Below are 4738 nucleotides of genomic sequence, written 5' to 3' on the forward strand. Positions count from 1 at the left end.
TAAAAAGACAGAGAAGTGAAAAGACAAAACTACAATGATATACTAGCACAAACAATTTAAACTACGGATAACACTATGCTGACGATAGAACAAAAACTGGCAAGAAATGAAGCCGAAAGAAACCGATTAATGGCTAAAAAAAATTCATTAGAGACTGGTCAAAAAGTAATTATTGGCGGTATGTTCTTATCCCTTGCCAAGACTAATACTGGTATCGCTAAATTTATACTTGAGAACGCTAGCACTCATATCACCCGTCCTGCTGATGTAAAACGGATCGAACCTCTGCTCGAAGAATTAAGACAAGCTATGGTCAATGATACTGGCGAAAACACATCAGTCTAAATCTAACTTGCCTTGACCGTTTTTCTTGACGTAAGCCAACATATAATCTCTAACCAGTTGGCTTGCGGTGCGGTTATTGTCTTTGGCTATTTTCTTGAACGCCTCAACCAATTCTTTATCGGCTCTGCAAGTAAACGTGCTGTCACTTCTGTCTGGTAAACTATTTGCCATGATAAGACTCCCAATCTGCTGATTTGGTGATAATACTAATTTTGTTAGTGCATTGCAATACTATTGTTAATGCAATTCAAAAAAACATGAAAACCTAAAAATAACCAAAGCCACACAATGCGTTCTAAGGGCTTGGAAAAGTATAAACGATACTAGGGTAGCAGAACAACAAGCAAAGCAGCAGCTAGAGGCATAATCTAGCCAATAAGAGCATAATCTAGGTTAGGTTTAAGAGGATAGATACAAAACGGTAGAACATTAGGCTTATTGGCAGGGTCACAGCAATCGACTGCGGTCGATTGAAAAAGACTGATTAATTTTTGATGATTTTGGGGCGGAGCAAAACAGCTCGAGAATTGATTAGCTGAGCTTAACGGCAACCACTAAAAACCCCTTCGGGCTGTTATCTGATTATGGTATTTCCTGTTTTTACTTTTTCTTCCTCTGTAAGCCCCAGTTTGTAAGGGTTCTAGTGGTTACGCCTAACTCCTTCGAAATGACCGTCTTTTTAACGCCATTTTGGTACATTTCTAGGGCTTGTTTTTGCTTGTCTGTGTTATCACCCCACCGCTTAGTTACTCTTGCTCTTTGAAGCTCTGAAAACGCCTTGTGGCTTACTGTGAAGTCCTTTTTTGAGCAATATCTGGCAATACTTCGGACGATGTGTTTTAGCTCGTTAGGAAATAGCGGTTCATCAAAACGCTGATTATAATCGTTTGCAATGCCAGTTAAAACGCTCTCTAGCGCACTGTAGCTATGTGTTTCGGCTAGTGGATAGGCTTGGTGTCTAACGTATTCAAACACGCTGAAATTACGCCCATATCCGTAGTCATTGGCTGCATCAGTTTTGATAGGGCTTTGTAGGTCTAAATGTTCGGCAAGCTCTGCAAGCTCATAAGAGGGCTTAGCCCCTGTTATATATACCATGTGTGCGTTATGGCAAGGGTTTTTAATGAGATTGCCGCCATAGCTGCGGTCTGCTCCCAATGCCAAGCGTAGGGCGTGTTGAACGCTGCTTAAATACTTGAGGGCTTTTGTACTGGACTTTCCGCCCTCACCTACTGGTGTTGTTAGCTTGTAGGCGTAATGAGCATGACCATTTTCAGGGTTTTTTATGATGATTTGAGGGCGTGGTAACCCCTTATCATGGTAAGCAAATAAGGCTTGGGGGTCGTCAATATCAAAGACAAGCCAACGGCACACGTTGGGGCGGTTGGGCTGAATGTAGGCGTGTTTTATAGCGTTTGATTTGGTGCGGATGTGACTAAAACCCTTGTCATTGGTGCAATAGGGGTTAGTCGCTAGGTCTGCGTAGAATTGGGCTAGAGTGCTGACGCTCTGCCAGTCGGTCGGGTCTATTTGTTTGATTGCGTACACTATAAAATTTCAGTTTTGCATCAGGTAGTAGTATGGGTTACTTAAAAAATACTGAAACCTATCCCACCAAATACAAAAAAGCCTTGTCTTAGTGTGTGCAACCGCCTAAAATACACAAATCGATTCGTGGTTCTAAGTGGTCGTACACTTATGAATTACATTAAGCCCTGACAGCTTCCAACTGTTGGGGCTTACTCGTTTCTAGCGTTTGAGTTTACGCCTATTTTTGCCCTGTTGTAAAGGTCGAGCGGCGTTCGTGTGCATCAGTTCGCACACGGATCAACGCTGACCCAACAACCGCTAGGGCGTTAGTCATTATTCAGGGCTTAACATAGCTCTTTTCATTCAATGCTCGATAACGGTCACAACCATATTGATCACCGTTATCACAAGCCTTGCCATACCATTCTTTAGCTTGAACCTTATCGGGGCGAACACCTCTACCTTCTTCGTACATTTCAGCTATCAAACCTTGAGCATCTGGGTCTCCTTGATTAGCTGCTTTCAAGACCAGTTTTCTAGCCAAAGCATAGTTTTGACGAACACCCTTACCCTCATAGTACATAAGTCCAAGTTTTGCTTGAGCTGCCATATCGCCTTGATTAGCTGCTTTTTCATACCAAATAAATGCTTGATGATAATCTTGAGGGAGATGATATTTTTGAGGGACAATTTCGCTATTTTCGTACATTAGTGCTAAGGATACTTGAGCACTAATATTACCTTGCTCTGCTAATATCTCAGTACCATAAATAAAATCGTTAATTTTATCTGTCTCCGCTGCACTTACGATTTCCTGAGCTTCAAGTAAATCTGCCATTGCATTTGTGTCGGGATCTGATTGGCTCACGCGCCAAGCCTCATTTGGGTTCGATGGATTTACAACCCAAGCCTCAAACGGCTGTTTTTCTGATGCTATAGTTGATGTATTCACTCCAAAAAATAAGCCTAAAACTATTATTTTGGAGATAAAAATTCTTTTTATTATATGCATGATAGAACATTCCTCAGGAATAAAATTCTTTAGTACAAGCCACTATTATCCATTTTTACCACGTAAAAATGTTCAGTCTTTCAAATCTAAAACACAATAATCCTTCGATGCCCCAAAATCACATTTCTTTTTCATCACTCTAACGCATAACTCACCCTTGCATCGGCTAATATCTAAGTCACCATTTTGGTTGTTAAGCTCTGCTACTGTTGCTCTACGGTCTGCTATGTCATCAAGAGTAGGGGCGTAAACCACTAACCCCAAAAGTAAGGCAAAGGTAACAGCTAAAAGCCCTCCAACATACAAAAACACAAATTTCCAACTAAGCGCCGTTCTCGCTTCTCTGATTTCTTGTGCTGCTTTCGTTGCCTCCCTAGATGCTTGTCTAAGGTCTTGAGCCGCTTTGGTTGCATGGTTACTTAAATCACTTTCTATGGATGTTCTAGCGCCATTGAGAGAGTCCGTAAATAAGTGCTGAGCGAGGTTTGGTAGTTGTTTATGCAAGCTCTCTATCTGGGCTTGTTGTTTGTTGATTATGTCGATGGTTTGGTCAATGTTCTTTTGCTGTTCTTCTGCGTGTGCCATCAGTGCAAATAGATGCTGTTTTGTGGTGTCATCGCTCATGGTTCAATACCTCTGTCCTGCTGCTTTTCGTGGGTTTTTTCGATTTCCTGACTGACTAATTTTTGTTGCTGCTGCGCTTGTTTAAATAACTCATATTCTGCTTTGAAGTCCTGCATACCTTTGGCTTGCTCTTTGACGTTCTCTATCTCTGTCTTAGCCTCTGTAAGGGCTGCAAACTCTATCTGTAAATCACGCAACTGCTGATTATCTGCGGTAATCTCTCGGTTTAGATCGCCTTTATCGGTCGCAATACCTCTACGCTCCATTGCTGACGCTTTCCAACCAATCTTAATCGTTGGTTTCTGCTCTATCCCTTGCTGCTTTAGGGTTCGATGGTCGATACGCTCATCAATACCTAGCTTTTCTAACTGCGTATTTACGATGTTTTCCCACTCTTTGCGTAGCTCTTTGATTTCGGTCGTTGAGGAACTTAGCCCCAACGCTTTGCGCTTGGTGTTGGATAGCTCAATGGCTGCCTTATCGCCCAGCTCAATACCTTTGTCTGTACGGCTAAACTCTCTTGTAGTGGTCATAATATGAGCATGATAATTGCGGTTATCGCCCTGCTTATCAGGCGTATGAATAGCCACATCAACGGCTACGTTATATCGCTCTGCTAAGGCTTTGGCGAACCTGACCGCTACCCTTGCACCCTCGTTTTGTTTGAAGTCTTTACGCTTGTCTTTATCTTCAGGTATCAACTCGTGAGGTATGGCTAAAACCCACTCCCTAGCGGTACGCCCATCTTTGCGATTTTCGGCAAGCTCCGCTTTATTCCATAACTCGCTGCGGTCAATTTTCTTCAAGTTTTTATCGAAAGTAAACGCCATTTCTACTCCGCCACGCTTGCTATAGTCGTGTGTTTTACCTGAGCGTTTATCTTCAATTTTTACCCCTGCACGATACGCAGCCGATGCAGTTGCACTTCTGCCACTGGTACGGCTAATCGGTTTTGTAGTCGCATAGTAAATTGCCATTTTCAAAATCTCGCTAGTAAGGTCTTTAAGGTTTTGGCTTTTGCTACGCAGGACGTATTTAGGATTTGATATTTTAAGGAACAACGTGGAATAAAATAATCAAGTCGTAAATGCGCACTTATCTAAAAAGACAGAGAAGTGAAAAGACAAAACTACAATGATATACTAGCACAAACAATTTAAACTACGGATAACACTATGCTGACGATAGAACAAAAACTGGCAAGAAATGAAGCCGAAAGAAACCGAT

6 protein-coding genes are annotated in these 4738 nt (G+C 42.0%); 1 reads left to right on the top strand and 5 read right to left on the bottom strand.

Going from position 1 to position 4738, the window contains the following annotated elements; all coding sequences use genetic code 11:
- Window positions 1-75 precede the first annotated feature (75 nt).
- Window positions 76-345, top strand: coding sequence for a hypothetical protein (locus tag FQ082_RS12845; protein WP_149493448.1), 270 nt, complete (start codon window positions 76-78; stop codon window positions 343-345).
- On the opposite strand, the gene FQ082_RS12850 is transcribed toward FQ082_RS12845, so the two are convergent.
- The 5 genes from FQ082_RS12850 to FQ082_RS12870 all read right to left on the bottom strand — a co-directional run bounded on the left by FQ082_RS12850 (window position 337) and on the right by FQ082_RS12870 (window position 4488).
- Window positions 337-516, bottom strand: coding sequence for a ribbon-helix-helix domain-containing protein (locus tag FQ082_RS12850; protein ID WP_149493449.1), 180 nt, complete (start codon window positions 514-516; stop codon window positions 337-339). The genes FQ082_RS12845 and FQ082_RS12850 overlap by 9 nt on opposite strands.
- Before the next feature lie 429 nt (window positions 517-945).
- On the bottom strand, window positions 946-1893 hold the full coding sequence (locus FQ082_RS12855) for a replication initiation protein (RefSeq protein WP_149493450.1): 948 nt from the start codon (window positions 1891-1893) through the stop codon (window positions 946-948).
- A gap of 319 nt (window positions 1894-2212) precedes the next feature.
- The gene (locus tag FQ082_RS12860; RefSeq protein ID WP_223145367.1) at window positions 2213-2887 is read right to left on the bottom strand and encodes a tetratricopeptide repeat protein; all 675 of its coding nucleotides are present in this window, start codon (window positions 2885-2887) and stop codon (window positions 2213-2215) included.
- A 72-nt stretch (window positions 2888-2959) separates the two neighbouring features.
- Complete coding sequence (locus FQ082_RS12865; RefSeq protein ID WP_149493451.1) at window positions 2960-3511, bottom strand: coiled-coil domain-containing protein; 552 nt, start codon at window positions 3509-3511, stop codon at window positions 2960-2962.
- The gene (locus FQ082_RS12870; protein ID WP_149493452.1) at window positions 3508-4488 is read right to left on the bottom strand and encodes a MobA/MobL family protein; all 981 of its coding nucleotides are present in this window, start codon (window positions 4486-4488) and stop codon (window positions 3508-3510) included. The genes FQ082_RS12865 and FQ082_RS12870 overlap by 4 nt, the downstream gene beginning before the upstream one ends.
- Window positions 4489-4738: the final 250 nt, after the last annotated feature.

This window comes from Psychrobacter sp. ANT_H56B, from assembly GCF_008369245.1.
Taxonomy (GTDB): Bacteria; Pseudomonadota; Gammaproteobacteria; order Pseudomonadales; family Moraxellaceae; genus Psychrobacter; species Psychrobacter cryohalolentis.

What these genes read in the sequence shown, in the direction of transcription:
- FQ082_RS12845 (WP_149493448.1), top strand. Translation starts at nt 76, where the DNA reads ATGCTGACGATAGAACAAAAACTGGCAAGAAATGAAGCCGAAAGAAAC.
- FQ082_RS12850 (WP_149493449.1), bottom strand. Translation starts at nt 516, where the DNA reads ATGGCAAATAGTTTACCAGACAGAAGTGACAGCACGTTTACTTGCAGA.
- FQ082_RS12860 (WP_223145367.1), bottom strand. Translation starts at nt 2,887, where the DNA reads ATGCATATAATAAAAAGAATTTTTATCTCCAAAATAATAGTTTTAGGC.
- FQ082_RS12865 (WP_149493451.1), bottom strand. Translation starts at nt 3,511, where the DNA reads ATGAGCGATGACACCACAAAACAGCATCTATTTGCACTGATGGCACAC.
- FQ082_RS12870 (WP_149493452.1), bottom strand. Translation starts at nt 4,488, where the DNA reads ATGGCAATTTACTATGCGACTACAAAACCGATTAGCCGTACCAGTGGC.